Raw genomic sequence first — 15298 nt, forward strand, 5'->3', positions numbered from 1 at the left:
CGGGCCGCCCACAAGGCCCGCCCGAGATAGAGACGGATGCAGATTATGCACAGGCTAAAACACGGCCTGCTTCAGGCCGCCGGTTGGCTGTTTTACTTGAGTTTATTGATGGGCATCGCCATGGCGTTGCCCACGTCCACGTTCGACTCCGAATCCAAGGATTTCATTTTCCTGATCGGCGCCGTGGGCATCTGGCGTTACTCCATGGGAGCAACGCATTTCGTGCGTGGCATGATCTTCCTGTACATCGTCTACCCACACCTGCGTCGCAAGGTACGCAAGCTGGGCGCGGCGGCGGATCCCTCCCACGTCTACCTGATGGTCACCAGCTTCCGGATCGACGCGCTGACCACTGCCCAGGTCTACGGCTCGGTGATTCGCGAAGCCATCGAGTGCGGGCTGCCCACCACCGTGGTCTGCTCCATCGTGGAAATGTCCGACGAACTGCTGGTCAAGAGCCTCTGGGCCCGCCTCAACCCGCCAGCGCGGGTCAAGCTGGACTTCGTGCGCATTCCGGGTACCGGCAAGCGTGACGGCCTGGCCTACGGTTTCCGCGCGATCTCTCGCCACCTGCCGGACGACCGCGCCGTGGTCGCCGTGATCGATGGCGACACCGTCCTCGCCGAAGGCGTCGTGCGCAAGACCGTCCCATGGTTCCAGCTGTTCGGCAATGTCGGCGGCCTGACCACCAACGAGTTCTGCGAAGTGCGCGGCGGCTACGTCATGGCCGAATGGCACAAGCTGCGTTTCGCCCAGCGTCACATCAACATGTGCTCCATGGCCCTGTCCAAGCGCGTGCTGACCATGACCGGCCGCATGTCGGTGTTTCGCGCCACCGTGGTGACCAACCCGGACTTCATCGCCGACGTGGAAAGCGACTCGCTGCAACACTGGCGCCTGGGCCGCTTCAAGTTCCTGACCGGTGATGACAAGTCGAGCTGGTTCAGCCTGATGCGCCTGGGCTACGACACCTTCTACGTACCCGATGCGGCGATCAACACCGTTGAGCACCCACCGGAAAAAAGCTTCATCAAGGCCAGTCGCAAGCTGATGTTCCGCTGGTATGGCAACAACCTGCGGCAAAACTCCCGGGCACTGGGCCTGGGCATGAGACGTCTGGGCCTGTTTACCTCGGTGGTGCTGTTCGACCAGCGCGTGTCGATGTGGACCTCGCTGCTGGGCCTGACCGTGGCACTGATCGCCAGCTTCAAGTACGGCACCGCGTTCATCCTGGTGTACCTGCTGTGGATCGGCATCACCCGGTTGATCCTGACCCTGTTGCTGTCGTGTTCCGGGCACCGGATCGGCCCCGCTTACCCGGCGATTCTCTATTACAACCAGATCGTCGGCGCGATGGTGAAGATCTATGTGTTCTTCCGCCTCGATCAACAGTCCTGGACCCGCCAGCCCACTTCTCTTACCCGTGATCTCGCCAGCTTTCAACGTTGGTTCAACACCTGGTCGTCTCGGACCATGACCTTCTCTGCCGGCAGTATTTTCGTCGCCGTGCTGTTGACGATGGTCTGACCGAACTCGCCTGAATTAACTAGGAAATCGCCCCTATGAACACCGCCGTGAACGTCAACGTAGTGCATGAATCCGAAGCCCAGCGCCAACACGCCCGAGTGAAAATCCCGGCCAAGTTGCGCTTCTTCGGCCCCGACCGTACCCCCATGGAAGTCAAGGTCCTGGACCTGTCCGCGGGCGGTCTGAGCTTCAACGCCGGCCAGCTGCCGCTCAAGGTCGGCGAGGCCTACAAGGGGCGCCTGCAGTTCGTCATCGACAACCTTGGCCTGGCCATGGACGTGGAATTGCAGATCCGTTCCCACGAACGCCAGACCGGCCGCACCGGTTGCCAGTTCCAGAACCTGGAGCCTCGGGACATCTCGACACTGCGTCACATCATCACCTCGCACCTGGCCGGCGACATCGTCGGCGTCGGCGATGTGCTGGCGACCCTGCAACGCGACAACTTCACCAAGGCGCGCAAGCAGAAGGACGAAGGCAATGGCATGAGCGCCCTGGGTCGCCTGCGGGCCGTGACCTTCAGCCTGGGCGTGTTCATCGTCGGCCTGGCGGCATTCGGCTTCATCTTCAAGTCGGTGTACGGCATGTACTTCGTCAGCCACGCCCAGGCAGGCCTGGTGAACGTACCGGGCATGGCGATCACCATGCCGCGCGACGGCACCGTGCAGAGCCTGGTCAAGGCTGACGGCGTGGCGGCCAAAGGCGCCCCGCTGGCGACCTTCAGCACCAGCATGCTCGACGTGCTCAAGGGCCACCTGGACGACAACCAGCTGCAACCGGCCAAGGTCGAGGAGCTGTTCGGCAAGCAGATGACCGGCACCCTGACCTCCCCTTGCGACTGCATCGTGGCCCAGCAACTGGTCGCCAACGGTCAGTACGCCAGCAAGGGCGACGTGATCTTCCAACTGGTTCCGCGCGGCACCGAAGCCAACGTGGAAGCACGCTTCTCCTATCGCCAGTTCGGCGAAGTACGTCCAGGCACCTCGGTCAGCTTCCAGGTCGCCGGCGAAGACACTACCCGCACCGGCAAGATCGTCAGCAGCACCAGCCTGAAAAGCGAAGACCTGTCATCGGATATCCGCGTGCTGATCAAGCCCGACGAGCCCCTGGACAGCGCCCTGGCCGGCCGTCCGGTGGAAGTCAACAGCGACCGTGGTCCGAACCTGAACTGGCTGGTCGAAAAAGCCATGGCTGTCGGAAAGTAAGCGGAGGACATGCCCGTGACGACTCCACAAAACAACAACGCGCTGCATTCCCTGTGGGAGCGAGCCTGCTCGCGACGGGATCAGCGCGGTGTGTCTGATGCATCGAGCGGCCCGCATCGCGAGCAGGCTCGCTCCCACACTGGTGCATTCTGTGCGTTGGCATTGGCCGTAAGCCTGGCCGGTTGCGCCGGCCTGCCCGACCAGCGCCTGGCCAATGAAGCCCTCAAGCGTGGCGACACGACACTGGCGCAGCAGAACTATCAGCAACTGGCCGACCTGGGCTACAGCGAGGCCCAGGTGGGCCTGGCCGATATCCAGGTGGACAGCCACGACCCCGAGCAGATGAAAAAGGCCGAGGCCACTTACCGCGCCGCCGCCGATATCTCGCCACGGGCCCAGGCGCGCCTGGGTCGCCTGCTGGTGGCCAAGCCGGGTTCCACCGAGGCTGAAAAGCACGAAGCCGAAGGCCTGCTGAAAAAAGCCTTCGCCAACGGTGAAGGCAACACCTTGATCCCGCTGGCGATGCTGTACCTGCAATATCCCCACAGTTTCCCGAACATCAACGCCCAGCAGCAGATCAGCCAATGGCGCAGCGCCGGTTACCCGGAAGCGGGCCTGGCGCAGATCCTGCTCTATCGCACCCAGGGCACCTACGACCAGCACCTGGACGAAGTCGAGAAGGTCTGCAAGGCCGCATTGGCCACCACCGATATCTGCTACGTCGAACTGGCCACGGTCTATCAGAAACGCGGCCAGGCGGACCAGCAAGCTGCATTGCTCAAGCAGATGCAGGACGGTCACGCTCGCGGCGTGGTTTCCGCACAACGCGTGGACAGTGTCGCCCGCGTCCTGGCCGATGCCAGCCTGGGCAAGACGGATGAGAAAACCGCCCAGTCGCTGCTCGAAGGCATCGCCCCGGGCTACCCCGCTGCCTGGGTCAGCCTGGCGCAACTGCTCTACGATTTCCCCGAACTGGGTGACGTCGACAAGATGATGCAGTACCTGGAAAACGGCCGCGCCGCCGATCAGCCTCGCGCCGAGCTGTTGCTGGGCAAGCTGTATTACGAAGGCAAATGGGTGCCGGCCGACGCCAAGGCCGCCGAGGCACATTTCCAGAAGGCCGTCGGCCGCGAGGTGGCCGCCGATTACTACCTCGGCCAGATCTATCGCCGTGGCTACCTGGGCCAGGTGTACTCGCAAAAGGCTCTGGATCACCTGCTCAAGGCCGCCCGCAACGGCCAGAACAGCGCCGACTACGCCATTGCCCAGTTGTTCTCCCAAGGCAAGGGCACCAAGCCCAACCCGGTCAACGCCTATGTGTTCAGCCAGTTGGCCAAGGTCCAGAACACCCCTCAGGCCACCGAGCTTGCCCAGACCCTCGAAGCACAATTACCGCCGGAACAGCTTGCCCAAGCGAAACGCCTGCTACAACAAGAGCAGGCCATTCGTGGCGTCATGAGCCCCGATACGCTGGAACTGCAAGCCCTAAAAGAAGATGACGGCGAGGAAAAACTATGAAGCCTTTGAAGCTCAATCCTTTTGTGCAGGCTGGAATTGGCCTGACGTGCGCCCTGCTTTGGTCGTGCCCGACCCTGGCGGCCCTGACCGAAAGCAAGAATTTCGGCCTGGAAGTGAAGATCACCGGCCAATCCGAAGACGACCGTGACCTGGGTACCCAGAGCGGTGGCGACGTCAACGGCGTGGGCCTGGACCTGCGCCCCTGGGTCTATGGCGAAAGCGGTAACTGGAGCGCCTACGCCATGGCCCAGGCCGTGACCTCCACCGATGTCATCGAGACCGACACCCTGCAACAGTCCGATGGTGCCACCCAGGAGACGGACAGCGGCGATCGCGAAGCCAAGAAAAACTACCTGGCCATGCGTGAGTTCTGGATTGGCTACAGCGGCCTGACGCCTTATCCGGGCGAGCAGTTGAAATTCGGTCGCCAGCGCCTGCGCAACGACGACGGCCAATGGCGCGACACCAACATCGAAGCCCTGAACTGGACTTTCGACACCACGTTGCTGCGCGCCAACCTTGGTGTCGCCGAACGATTCAGCGAATACCGCACCGACCTCAAGGAACTGTCGCCCAAGGACAAGGATCGCCTGCACGTCTACGGCGACGTGGGTTACCAGTGGATGCCAGGCCAGTGGGCCGGTATCCGTGCCCACCACACCCATGACAACGGCAGCCTCGATTACCCGACCCCGGGCGAACCCACCGACACCCTGGACAAGACCCAGAACGGTGACTTGACCTGGCTCGGCCTGGAAGCCAACAGCGACGCCTACAACTGGCGCAACACCAACACCGTCAACTACTGGGCCAGCCTCACCGGCATGACCGGCGACCTCGACACCGTCAACCCGCTCAACGCCGACGGCACGCGTCCTGCGCAAGCCAAGCGCAGCGAAGACTTGAACGGCTGGGCCACCGACCTGGGTATCCGCCTGCGCCTCGATCCGCAATGGCAAGTCGGTGCGGCCTATGCCCGCGCCAGCGATGAATACCAACAGAACGGCCTGCAGAGCAACCGCTCGAACTTCACCGGTACCCGTTCGCGGGTCCACCGTTTCGGCGAAGCGTTCCGTGGCGAAATGGCCAACACCCAGAGCGCCAGCCTGTTCGGCTCCTGGCAGTTGCGCGACGAATACGACGCCAGCCTGGTGTACCACAAGTTCTGGCGCGTGGACGGTAACAAGCCGGTGGGCAGCAACGGCATCAACGCCGTGGAAAACAACACCGACGACGTGACCGGCGCCATCCTGTCCACCTCGACCCTGCCGCTGCGCGATGGCGACAAGGACCTCGGCCAGGAAGTCGACCTGGTGGTCACCAAGTACTTCAAACAAGGCCTTCTGCCGGCCGCACTGAGCCAGTCCATCGATGAACCGTCGGCGCTGGTGCGCTTGCGTGGCGGTGTGTTCAAGCCAGGCGATGCCTACGGCAAAGAGGTCGATTCGTACATGCATCGCGCCTTTGTCGACGTGATCTGGCGCTTCTGATGCGAATGACCATGGGAGTGCCCGAAATGAACCGCTACCTCAGGAACAGCCAGGCGATGAAAGGTTCGATCAGCCTGTTGGTCGCAGCGATGCTGCTGGCCGGCTCGCCGGCGTTCGCCAACGTTGAACCGGCGGTCAAGCCGGGCAACGTGGTCAAGGAACTGCAACGAGCCAAGACCTACACCGTCAGCAGTGCGCCGACCGAGCCGCTGGAACTGGCCAAGCCGACCCTGCCCGACCTCAAGGGCTACACCGCCGAAGCGGTGGCAGCCAAGATCGTGCGGACCAAGCCCGGCAAGATCAGCGTGCGCCGGATGATGCAGGAAAACGCCTTGAAGGACTTCATCGGCGGTGACAACAAGATGGCCGAGTGGGTGGTGCGCCAGCACGGCATCCCGCAGGCCATCTTCATCGACGACGGCTACATGAACTTCAAGGACCTGGCCAAGAAATTGCCCAAGTACATCATCGAAACCTCGCCGGGTGTCTACCTGGCGAAGATTCCGATCGTGGTCGGCCAGAAAGGCATCCTGGAAATCGACAAACAGACCCAGGAACTGCGCCTGTCCCAGGAAGGCGGTGCGTTCCTGGTCAACGATGGCCGGATGTTCATCCGCGATACCAAGGTCACCGGCTGGCGTGAAAAGGACAACGGCCCCGCCACGTTCCGCTCGCCCAAGGAGTTCCGTCCGTTCCTGCTCTCGTGGGGTGGCACCGAGACCTACATCGTCAACACCAGGATGACCAGCTTCGGCTACTCCAACAGTAAGTCGTACGGGGTGAGTATTTCCCAGTACACGCCGAACATGGCCAAGGTCCTCAAGCGTCCGGAACCGACCGGTTGGATCATCGGTTCCGAATTCTCGGACATGTGGTACGGCTTCTACTGCTACGAGACCCGCGACTTCGTGGTCAAGGGCAACACCTACAAAGACAACATCGTCTACGGCATCGACCCCCACGACCGGTCCCATCGGCTGATCATTGCCGACAACACCGTCTTCGGGACGAAGAAGAAGCACGGGATCATCATCTCCCGTGAGGTCAACGACAGCTTCATCTTCAACAACCGCAGCTACGACAACAAGCTCTCGGGCCTGGTGATCGACCGTAACAGCGTGAACAACCTGATTGCCTACAACGAGATCTACAAGAACCACACCGACGGCATCACCCTCTACGAGAGTGCCGACAACCTGTTGTGGGGCAACAAAGTGATCAGCAACCAGCGCCACGGCATCCGGATTCGTAACAGCGTGAACATCCGCCTCTACGAAAACGTGTCCATGGCCAACGGCCTGACGGGTCTGTACGGCCACATCAAGGACCTGTCCAACACCGACCGGGACATCAAGCTCGACCCGTTCGATGCCGAGGTCTCGCTGATCGTGGTCGGCGGTGAACTGGCCGGCAACGGCAGCGGCCCGCTGTCCATCGACTCGCCGTTGAGCGTCGAGCTGTACCGCGTGTCCATGCTCGCGCCGACCAAATCCAGCGGCATCAGCTTCACCGGGATCCTGGGCGAACGCCAGGACGAAATTCTCGACCTGCTGGTGCGCCAGCAGAAAGCCGTACTGATCGACCCTGTCGAACGCCAGACCGAATTGCGGGACTGAGGATGACCTTTATGAACCCACAGATGATCAAACTCCTGGGCCTGTCTGCCCTGGCTGCCGGCATTCTCGCCGCTGCAAGCGGCGCGCGCGCCGACGAAATCAAGGCGCCTGCCTTCACCGCAGAGCCGTGCTGCAACCTGTGCCCCGCCGCTCACGATGCGAAGAACTACACCACGCGCTATCAGCAGAACTTCACCACGCTGGTACAGGCCCAGGGCGACTGGCTGTTCCGTACCCAGGAAGACCTGCGCACCGAATTCAACACCACGCCGGCCGGCTACAAGCGCATGCAACAGTTGCACGATGCGTTCAAGAAGAAAGGCGTCGAACTGGTCATCGTCTACCAGCCGACCCGGGGCCTGGTGAACCGCAACAAGCTCAACCCGCAGGAAAAGGCCGGCTTCGACTACGAAAAAGCCCTGGCCAACTACAAGACCATGCTCGGCCGTTTCGCGCAGATGGGCTACGTGGTGCCGGACCTGTCGCCGCTGACCAACGAAAGCCTGCCCGACACCCTGCCGGCCCACGACTTCTACTTCCGTGGCGACCAGCACTGGACCCCATACGGAGCCCAGCGCACGGCGAAGATCGTCGCCGAGAAGGTCAAGCAGATCCCGGCCTTCGCCGACATTCCCAAGCGTGAATTCGAAACCAAGAAATCCGGCCGCATGGGTAAGACCGGCACCCTGCACAACATGGCCGGGCAACTGTGCGGCACCAGCTACGCGATCCAGTACATGGACCAGTTCACCACCGAGCCCAAGGGCGAGGCCGGTGACGGCGATCTGTTCGGCGATTCCGGCAACCCGCAGATCACCCTCGTGGGTACCAGTCACAGCGGCAAGAACTACAACTTCGCCGGGTTCCTGGAAGAAGCCATCGGTGCCGACATCCTCAACGTCGCCTTCCCCGGCGGCGGTTTCGAAGGCGCGATGATCCAGTACCTGGGCAGCGAAGAATTCCAGAAGAGCCCGCCGAAAATCCTGATCTGGGAATTCTCGCCGCTGTATCGCCTGGACCAGGAAACCATCTATCGCCAGATGATGGCGCTGCTGGACGACAACGGCTGTGAAGGCAAGCCGGCAGTGATGAGCAGCAAGACCGCCCTCAAGCCGGGCAAGAACGAATTGATGGTCAATAGCAAGAACATGGATCTGCGTAACAGCAGTCACCAGGTCGATATCCGTTTCGCCGATACCTCGGTGAAAACGTTGCAAGCCACCCTCTGGTACATGAATGGGCGCCACGAGGACATCAAGATCGAAAAACCGAATACCTCGGACACCGACGGACGTTTCGCCTTCCAGTTGCGCACCGATGAGGACTGGGCTTCGCAGAACCTGCTGGCCGTTGAAGTCCAGGGCCCCGAAGCCGGTGCAGCACCACAGCAAGTCGAAGCGAAAGTCTGTAAACGCAATGTCTCTCCGCAAGCCGAACAAACGGCTCAAATCGGACAATGAGGTCTCGCTTTATGACCAGGAACATGCGCAACCGAACGTTGAAAACGCTGCTGGCGCCGTCCCTGCTGACCCTGGCGATGTTCGCCGGGGCCACCCAGGCCGCGGCCCCGCTGCGCCCGCCACAGGGTTACTTCGCACCGATCGAAAAGGCCAAGGCCGGCGACTCCGGCCAGGGCTGCGACGCCGTACCGGCGCCTTACACCGGCTCCCTGCAGTTCCGCAGCAAGTACGAGGGCTCGGACAAGGCCCGGGCGACGTTGAACGTGCAATCGGAAAAAGCCTTTCGCGACAGCACCGCCGACATCACCAAGATCGAGCGCGGCGTCAGCAAGCAAGTGATGCAGTTCATGCGTGACGGCCGTCCCGAACAACTGGATTGCACCCTGAACTGGCTGACCACCTGGGCCAAGGCCGATGCGCTGATGTCCAAGGACTTCAACCACACCGGCAAGTCCATGCGCAAATGGGCGCTGGGCAGCATGGCTTCGGCCTATGTGCGCCTGAAGTTCTCCGACTCCCATCCGTTGGCGAACCATCAGGAACAGGCGCAACTGATCGAAAGCTGGTTCAGCAAGATGGCCGATCAGGTGGTCAGCGACTGGGACAACCTGCCGCTGGACAAGACCAACAACCACTCCTATTGGGCCGCCTGGTCGGTGATGGCCACCTCGGTCGCGACCAACCGCCGCGACCTGTTCGACTGGGCCGTCAAGGAATACAAGGTCGGCGTCAACCAGATCGATGCCGACGGTTTCCTGCCCAACGAACTCAAGCGCAAGCAACGGGCCCTGTCCTACCACAACTATGCCCTGCCGCCGCTGGCGATGATCGCCAGTTTCGCCCAGGTCAACGGGGTGGATCTGCGTCAGGAAAACAACGGCGCCCTCAAGCGCCTGGGTGACCGGGTATTGGCCGGGGTGAAAGACCCGGAAATCTTCGAAGAGAAGAACGGCGAAGAGCAGGACATGAAGGACCTGAAGGTCGATTCGAAGTTCGCCTGGCTCGAACCGTTCTGCAGCCTCTACACCTGCTCCGGCGATGTGCTGGAGCGCAAACATGAAATGCAACCGTTCAAGACCTTCCGCCTCGGCGGGGACTTGACCCGGGTCTACGACCCGGCCAACGAGAAAGGTAAAGGAAGCTGATTCACCGCTGATCGTTCCCACGCTCTGCGTGGGAATGCAGCCGGGGACGCTCTGCGTCCCAAGAAGCCGAACGCGGAGCGTCCGTGGAGGCATTCCCACGCAGAGCGTGGGAACGATCATCAAGGTAATGAAACCTCCCGGTTTTCATGGGGGGGTTTGGGGGGGCTCTGGCCCTTGACTGTTGATTCAACATGGAGAGATCGGGATGGTATTTTCATCCAACGTGTTCCTGTTCCTGTTCCTGCCGATCTTTCTCGGCTTGTACTACTTGAGCGGGCAACGCTATCGCAACCTGCTGCTGCTGATCGCCAGCTATGTGTTCTATGCCTGGTGGCGAGTGGACTTCCTGGCGCTGTTCGCCGCCGTCACCCTGTGGAACTACTGGATCGGCCTGAAGGTCGGTGCCGCCGGCGTGCGCACCAAACCGGCCCAGCGCTGGCTGCTGCTCGGCGTGGCGGTGGACCTGTGCATCCTGGGCTACTTCAAGTACGCCAACTTCGGCGTGGACAGCCTCAACGCGATCATGACCAGCTTCGGTCTCGAACCGTTCATCCTGACCCACGTGCTGTTGCCGATCGGGATCTCGTTCTACATCTTCGAGTCCATCAGCTACATCATCGACGTCTATCGCGGCGACACCCCGGCGACCCGCAACCTGATCGACTTCGCGGCATTCGTGGCGATCTTCCCGCACCTGATCGCCGGCCCCGTATTGCGTTTCCGTGACCTGGCCGACCAGTTCAACAACCGCACCCACACCCTGGACAAGTTCTCCGAAGGCTGCACGCGCTTCATGCAGGGCTTCATCAAGAAAGTGTTCATCGCCGATACCCTGGCGGTGGTGGCCGACCATTGCTTCGCCCTGCAGAACCCGACCACTGGCGACGCCTGGCTCGGCGCCCTGGCCTACACCGCGCAGCTGTACTTCGACTTCTCCGGCTACAGCGACATGGCCATCGGCCTGGGCCTGATGATGGGTTTCCGCTTCATGGAAAACTTCAAGCAGCCCTACATCAGCCAGTCCATCACCGAGTTCTGGCGGCGCTGGCACATCAGCCTGTCGACCTGGCTGCGGGACTACCTCTACATCACCCTGGGCGGTAACCGCAAAGGCACGCTGATGACCTATCGCAACCTGTTCCTGACCATGCTGCTCGGTGGCCTGTGGCACGGCGCGAACATCACCTACGTGATCTGGGGCGCCTGGCACGGTATCTGGCTGGCGATTGAAAAAGCCGTGGGCATCAACACCAACCCACGCAGCATCAACCCGATCCGCTGGGCGCTGACCTTCCTGCTGGTGGTGATGGGCTGGGTGATCTTCCGCTCCGAGAACCTGCACGTGGCCGGTCGCATGTACGGCGCCATGTTCAGCTTCGGCGACTGGTCGCTGTCGGAACTGACCCGCGCCAACCTCACCGGCCTGCAGATCGCCACGCTGGTGGTGGCCTACATCACCCTGGCCTTCTTCGGCCTGCGGGACTTCTACACCAACCGTCCGCCGGTCAAGACCAAGCCAGAGGTCAACACCGAGGCCAATGGCCCGGCGACCGCACAACCGGGGCTGATCAAGGCCGTACCGGGTGACAACCCGTCGACGATCCACGAACCGGGCTACACCGTCGGCGTCGAAGCCCAGGTGCAACCGGCCTACTGGACCGTGGACTGGTCGCGCTACGTGATGCGCGCCCTGGTGCTGCTGCTGTTCATCGCTTCGATTCTCAAACTCTCGGCGCAGAGCTTCTCGCCGTTCCTTTACTTCCAGTTCTGAGGGATCTGAACATGACCCGCTCATTACGCATCTTCTACATCGTGCTGTTTATGTTGATTCTGACGGCCCTGGGTATCTGGTCGATGCGCAGTTTCTTCGGCTTCAGCACCAACCCCGATGCCACCGTGCTCAACGGTCGCTGGGCCAAGGCCGTGGAAACCCACTACGACGACGAGTTCCCGATCAAGCGCCTGGGCACCAACATCTGGGCAGCGCTGGACTACAAGCTGTTCAACGAAGGCCGCAAAGGCGTGGTCCTCGGCCGTGACCAGTGGCTGTACAGCGACGAAGAGTTCAACCCGATCGTCAACGAAGAGCTGAACCTGCAAGGCAACTACGCGCTGGTCGAAGGCGTGCGCCAGAAACTCAAGGAACAGGGCATCACCCTGGTGATGGCGATCGTGCCGGCCAAGGCGCGGCTGTATCCGGAGCACCTGGGTGAAGTGAAGCCGGCGAGCATTCACGCCAACCTCTACCAGGATTTCCATGCCCGCGTGGCGGCCGACAAGATCCTCGCCCCCGACCTGCTCGGCCCGCTGCAACAGGCCAAGCAGAGCGGCCAGCAAGTGTTCCTGCGCACCGACACCCACTGGACCCCGGAAGGCGCCCAGGTCGCCGCCGAAAACATTGCCAAGGCCATTGCCGAGCGCGCGCCCCTCAACGGCGAGCCGCAACGCTTCGTCACTGAGCCGGCGGAAAAGATCACCCACAAGGGCGACCTGCGCCAGTTCCTGCCCCTGGACCCATTGTTCGAAAACCTGATGCCGGCCCAGGAGCCGCTGGTCAAGCGCAACACCCGCGAAGCCGACGACCAGCCGGCCGGCGACGACGCGCTGTTTGCCGACGCCCAGGTTCCCGTGGCCCTGATCGGCACCAGCTACAGCGCCAACCCCAACTGGAACTTCGTCGGTGCGCTCAAGCAAGCCCTGCACAGCGATGTCGTGAACTACGCCGAAGACGGCCATGGCCCGATTCTGCCGATGCTCAGCTATCTCAAGAGCGACGCTTTCAAGAACAGCCCGCCGCAGGTGCTGATCTGGGAGTTTCCTGAACGTTATCTGCCCGTGAACAACGAAATCGGCGACGCCGACCCGCAGTGGGTCGCAGAGCTCAAACAAGCCGGTGCGCGCCAACAGAACGTTGCCGCCAACACTCAATCCGAGACGCCCGACCGGGCGCAAAACTGAAAGAGAGGTCCACCATGACTTTCAACACTACTCCTCGCCGTCTCGCCGCTCGCTCCTTCAAGGCTGTTGCCCTCGTCGCCAGCATGAGCGCCCTTTCACTGTCCGCCTTTGCCGGTGACTCGGCCCTGTACGGCCCGGTCGCGCCAAAAGGCTCGAGCTTCGTGCGTATCTACAACGCCAGCAACGCCGAAGTCAGCGCCACCGTCGGCAGCACCAACCTCAATGACGTAGCCCCCCTGGCCAGCAGCGACTTCAGCTTCATGCCCGGCGGCGACTACAGCGCCAAGGTAGGCAGCCAGACCGTTCCGGTTAAACTGGCTGCCGATCACTACTACACCCTGGTCAACAACGCGAGCGGCCAGCCGCAACTGATCGAAGAACCACCGTTCAAGAACAAGCAGAAATCCCTGGTACGTGTGCAGAACCTCACCGACAAGGCGCTGACCCTCAAGACCGCCGATGGCAAGACCGACGTGGTGCCGAACGTGGCAGCCAAGGGCCGTGGCGAACGTGAGATCAACCCGGTGAAAGTCAGCCTGGCGCTGTTCGAGGGCGACAAGAAAGTCGGCGATCTCAAGCCTGTGGCCCTGGAGCGCGGCGAAGCCGCCGTGCTGTACGTCACCGGCTCCGGAAGCAGCTTGTCGCCGGTCTGGGTAAAGCGTCCAGTGTCAACCCGCTGACGGATTCACTCGACTGACGCAGTGCCCCTGTGGGAGCGAGCTTGCTCGCGATTGCGGTAGGACATCCAGCATGGATGTCCACTGACACTCAGCCTTCGCGAGCAAGCCCACTCCCACACTGAACCGGGGCGTCATTCGGGTACGGAACAACAACAAGAGTGAAACGACAGAACGCAGTAGCTCTATAACCATTACGCTTCAAAGGAGTAACACACATGATTCCGGTGATCTTGTCAGGTGGTAGCGGCTCACGTCTTTGGCCGCTTTCGCGCAAGCAATTCCCCAAGCAGTTCCTGGCCCTGACCGGCGAACACACCCTGTTCCAGCAGACCCTCGAACGCCTGGTGTTCGAAGGCATGGATACACCGATCGTGGTCTGCAACAAAGACCACCGTTTCATCGTCAACGAGCAGTTGAACAGTCGCAACCTCGAAGCCCAGCGCATCCTGATGGAACCGTTCGGCCGCAACACCGCGCCGGCCGTGGCGCTGACCGCGATGATGCTGGTCAATGAAGGTCGCGACGAGTTGATGCTGGTGCTGCCGGCCGACCACGTGATCGAAGACCAGAAAGCCCTGCAACGCGCCCTGGCCCTGGCCACAGTGGCCGCCGAGCGTGGCGAGATGGTGCTGTTCGGCGTACCGGCCACCAAACCGGAAACCGGCTACGGCTACATCAAGTCGACCAACGATGCGCTGCTGCCTGAGGGCGTGAGCCGTGTGTCGCACTTCGTCGAGAAACCCGACGTCAAGCGCGCCACCGAGTTCGTCCAGGCCGGCGGTTATTTCTGGAACAGCGGCATGTTCCTGTTCCGCGCCAGCCGTTTCCTCGAAGAGCTGAAAAAGCACGATCCGGACATCTACGACACCTGCCTGCTGACCCTGGAGCGCAGCGAGCAGACCGCGGACACCATCACCTTCGACGAAGCCACCTTCGCTTGCTGCCCGGATAACTCCATCGACTACGCCGTGATGGAAAAGACCCAGCGTGCCTGTGTGGTGCCGCTGTCGGCGGGCTGGAGCGATGTCGGTTGCTGGGCGTCGCTGTGGGAAGTCAATCCCAAGGATGCCGACGGCAACGTCACCAAGGGCGACGTGGTGGTCCAGGACAGCCGCAACTGCATGATCCATGGCAACGGCAAACTGGTGTCGGTGATCGGCCTGGAAAACATCGTGGTGGTCGAAACCAAGGACGCCATGATGATTGCCCACAAGGACAAGGTCCAAGACGTCAAGAAGATGGTCAACACCCTCAATGCCCAGGGTCGCACCGAAACCCAGAACCACTGCGAAGTCTATCGTCCGTGGGGCTCCTACGACTCGGTGGACATGGGCGGGCGCTTCCAGGTCAAGCACATCTCGGTCAAGCCGGGTGCGTGCCTGTCCTTGCAGATGCACCACCACCGCGCCGAACACTGGATCGTGGTCAGCGGCACCGCCGAAGTGACCTGCGACGAGAACGTGTTCCTGCTCACCGAAAACCAGTCGACCTACATCCCGATCGCGTCGGTCCACCGCCTGCGCAACCCGGGCAAGATCCCGCTGGAAATCATCGAAGTGCAGTCCGGCAGCTACCTGGGCGAAGACGACATCGAGCGCTTCGAAGACATCTACGGTCGCTCCACCCCGATCGAACGCGGCGTGTCGGTGAAAACCATCGCGCAGTAACAACCGGCGGTAAGAGGTTCCACCACCAACCC

General features: G+C 61.7%; 11 protein-coding genes. All 11 read left to right on the forward strand.

What is annotated here, in order from left to right; all coding sequences use genetic code 11:
* Nucleotides 1-45 precede the first annotated feature (45 nt).
* The 11 genes from alg8 (at nucleotide 46) to LOY67_RS22585 (ending at nucleotide 15266) form a co-directional block, all read left to right on the forward strand.
* Nucleotides 46-1527, forward strand: a complete 1482-nt coding sequence (alg8, locus tag LOY67_RS22535) for a mannuronan synthase (protein ID WP_413776150.1) — start codon at nucleotides 46-48, stop codon at nucleotides 1525-1527.
* 35 nt (nucleotides 1528-1562) lie between these two features.
* Nucleotides 1563-2732: an alginate biosynthesis protein Alg44 gene (locus LOY67_RS22540; RefSeq protein ID WP_265064514.1), complete on the forward strand. Its 1170-nt coding sequence runs from the start codon at nucleotides 1563-1565 to the stop codon at nucleotides 2730-2732.
* A gap of 9 nt (nucleotides 2733-2741) precedes the next feature.
* Nucleotides 2742-4250, forward strand: coding sequence for an alginate biosynthesis TPR repeat lipoprotein AlgK (gene algK / locus LOY67_RS22545; protein ID WP_265064515.1), 1509 nt, complete (start codon nucleotides 2742-2744; stop codon nucleotides 4248-4250).
* Between the two features lie 5 nt (nucleotides 4251-4255).
* The gene (locus LOY67_RS22550) at nucleotides 4256-5740 is read left to right on the forward strand and encodes an alginate export family protein (RefSeq protein WP_265067810.1); all 1485 of its coding nucleotides are present in this window, start codon (nucleotides 4256-4258) and stop codon (nucleotides 5738-5740) included.
* 26 nt (nucleotides 5741-5766) lie between these two features.
* Complete coding sequence (algG, locus tag LOY67_RS22555) at nucleotides 5767-7356, forward strand: mannuronan 5-epimerase AlgG (RefSeq protein ID WP_265064516.1); 1590 nt, start codon at nucleotides 5767-5769, stop codon at nucleotides 7354-7356.
* 11 nt (nucleotides 7357-7367) lie between these two features.
* Nucleotides 7368-8816 (forward strand): alginate O-acetyltransferase, encoded by a 1449-nt coding sequence (locus tag LOY67_RS22560; RefSeq protein ID WP_265064517.1) that lies wholly within the window; start codon nucleotides 7368-7370, stop codon nucleotides 8814-8816.
* Between the two features lie 23 nt (nucleotides 8817-8839).
* Nucleotides 8840-9961, forward strand: coding sequence for a mannuronate-specific alginate lyase (locus LOY67_RS22565; protein ID WP_265067811.1), 1122 nt, complete (start codon nucleotides 8840-8842; stop codon nucleotides 9959-9961).
* A gap of 205 nt (nucleotides 9962-10166) precedes the next feature.
* On the forward strand, nucleotides 10167-11732 hold the full coding sequence (locus tag LOY67_RS22570; RefSeq protein WP_265064518.1) for an MBOAT family O-acyltransferase: 1566 nt from the start codon (nucleotides 10167-10169) through the stop codon (nucleotides 11730-11732).
* Nucleotides 11733-11743: 11 nt separating this feature from the next.
* Complete coding sequence (locus LOY67_RS22575) at nucleotides 11744-12919, forward strand: alginate O-acetyltransferase (RefSeq protein ID WP_265064519.1); 1176 nt, start codon at nucleotides 11744-11746, stop codon at nucleotides 12917-12919.
* Between the two features lie 14 nt (nucleotides 12920-12933).
* Complete coding sequence (locus LOY67_RS22580; RefSeq protein ID WP_265064520.1) at nucleotides 12934-13599, forward strand: alginate O-acetyltransferase AlgF; 666 nt, start codon at nucleotides 12934-12936, stop codon at nucleotides 13597-13599.
* 215 nt (nucleotides 13600-13814) lie between these two features.
* Nucleotides 13815-15266 (forward strand): mannose-1-phosphate guanylyltransferase/mannose-6-phosphate isomerase, encoded by a 1452-nt coding sequence (locus LOY67_RS22585; protein WP_265064521.1) that lies wholly within the window; start codon nucleotides 13815-13817, stop codon nucleotides 15264-15266.
* Nucleotides 15267-15298: the final 32 nt, after the last annotated feature.

The sequence above is a fragment of the Pseudomonas sp. B21-056 genome (genome assembly GCF_026016325.1).
Classification (GTDB): Bacteria; Pseudomonadota; Gammaproteobacteria; order Pseudomonadales; family Pseudomonadaceae; genus Aquipseudomonas.

What these genes read in the sequence shown, in the direction of transcription:
- alg8 (WP_413776150.1), top strand. Translation starts at nt 46, where the DNA reads ATGCACAGGCTAAAACACGGCCTGCTTCAGGCCGCCGGTTGGCTGTTT.
- LOY67_RS22540 (WP_265064514.1), top strand. Translation starts at nt 1,563, where the DNA reads ATGAACACCGCCGTGAACGTCAACGTAGTGCATGAATCCGAAGCCCAG.
- algK (WP_265064515.1), top strand. Translation starts at nt 2,742, where the DNA reads ATGCCCGTGACGACTCCACAAAACAACAACGCGCTGCATTCCCTGTGG.
- algG (WP_265064516.1), top strand. Translation starts at nt 5,767, where the DNA reads ATGAACCGCTACCTCAGGAACAGCCAGGCGATGAAAGGTTCGATCAGC.
- LOY67_RS22560 (WP_265064517.1), top strand. Translation starts at nt 7,368, where the DNA reads ATGAACCCACAGATGATCAAACTCCTGGGCCTGTCTGCCCTGGCTGCC.
- LOY67_RS22565 (WP_265067811.1), top strand. Translation starts at nt 8,840, where the DNA reads ATGCGCAACCGAACGTTGAAAACGCTGCTGGCGCCGTCCCTGCTGACC.
- LOY67_RS22570 (WP_265064518.1), top strand. Translation starts at nt 10,167, where the DNA reads ATGGTATTTTCATCCAACGTGTTCCTGTTCCTGTTCCTGCCGATCTTT.
- LOY67_RS22575 (WP_265064519.1), top strand. Translation starts at nt 11,744, where the DNA reads ATGACCCGCTCATTACGCATCTTCTACATCGTGCTGTTTATGTTGATT.
- LOY67_RS22580 (WP_265064520.1), top strand. Translation starts at nt 12,934, where the DNA reads ATGACTTTCAACACTACTCCTCGCCGTCTCGCCGCTCGCTCCTTCAAG.
- LOY67_RS22585 (WP_265064521.1), top strand. Translation starts at nt 13,815, where the DNA reads ATGATTCCGGTGATCTTGTCAGGTGGTAGCGGCTCACGTCTTTGGCCG.